Origin of the sequence: Amycolatopsis sp. NPDC102389 (genome assembly GCF_044765885.1) — a bacterium.
GTDB lineage: Bacteria > Actinomycetota > Actinomycetes > Mycobacteriales > Pseudonocardiaceae > Amycolatopsis.
Genome location: NZ_JBIWKX010000140.1, coordinates 1 through 1,112, shown reverse-complemented (window position 1 = coordinate 1,112; position 1,112 = coordinate 1). Strand labels below are relative to the sequence as shown.

At 64.7% G+C, this 1,112-nt stretch carries 1 protein-coding gene; it reads left to right on the top strand.

Translation table 11 applies throughout. The features are described 5' to 3' along the window. The first annotated feature begins 54 nt into the window (after positions 1–54). Positions 55–1,086: an IS630 family transposase gene (locus ACIRGA_RS40870; RefSeq protein ID WP_400952982.1), complete on the top strand. Its 1,032-nt coding sequence runs from the start codon at positions 55–57 to the stop codon at positions 1,084–1,086. Positions 1,087–1,112 lie beyond the last annotated feature (26 nt).

The following is a 1,112-nucleotide window of genomic DNA, read 5'->3' as shown; positions in this document are numbered from 1 at the left end:
TATTGACACGTAAGGCAAATATGTCATGATCGTGGTGTGGCTTCGAAGGTGCGGGTGACGGACGCGCGGCGGCTTTCTCAGCGTTCGCAGGAGGATTTGCGTAGGCGGGTGGTCGCCGCGGTCTCGTCTGGGCGTACCCAGGTCGAGGTCGCGGAGTTGTTCGGGGTGTCGGAGCGTTCGGTGGCGCGGTGGTGGAAAGCGTTCAAGGGTAACGGGAATCGTGCGTTGGACGCTGGGAAACGTGGTCGCCGTCCTGGCGAGCAGAAGGCGCTGGATGCGAAGCAGCAGGCTCGGGTGCGGCGGGCTGTGCTGGGCAAGTATCCGGACCAGTTGTCGCTGCCGGGGCTGGTGTGGACCCGGGGTCAGGTCGCCGAGCTGGTGAAACGCTGGTTCGGGGTGGAGTTGTCGCGGGTGACGATCGGGAAGTATCTGCGGTCGTGGGGCCTGTCGCCGCAGAAGCCGGTGGCGGTGGCGTATGAGAAGAATTCCGAGGCGGTGCAGGCGTGGCTCGAGCAGCGGTATCCGGCGATCGCGGCGCGAGCCAAGCAGGAGAACGCGGTGGTGTTGTGGCTGGATCAGACCGGGCTGCGCTCGGACGCCACTATCGCGGCGACGTGGGCCCCGGTCGGGAAGACGCCGGTGGTGCCCAACAGTGGCCGGCGATTCACCGTCAACGCGATGGCCGCGATCAGCAACAGGGGCGAGCTGTATTTCACGGTGTTCGAGGGCGGGTTCAACGTCACGGTGATGATCGAGTTTCTTGATCGGCTCACTCGCCATCTCGACCGCAAGATCCACTTGGTCGTCGACGGGCATCCTTCGCATCGGGCGAAGCTGCTCAAAGCCTGGCTCGCCGAGCGGGCCGAGCGGATCGAGATGCATTTCCTGCCGCCGTACTCGCCCGAACTCAACCCCGTCGAACTGCTCAACGGCGACCTCAAACACCACGTCACCGCAACACAAAGCCCCCGCGACCAGCAGGAACTGGCGGCAGGCGCACGCACCCACCTGCGCCGCCGCCAGAACCAGCCAGACCGCGTGAAAGCCTTTTTCGGCAAGGAAGAAGTCCGCTACGCCGCAGACTAGCCTGCCACATTTGCCTTACGGATCAA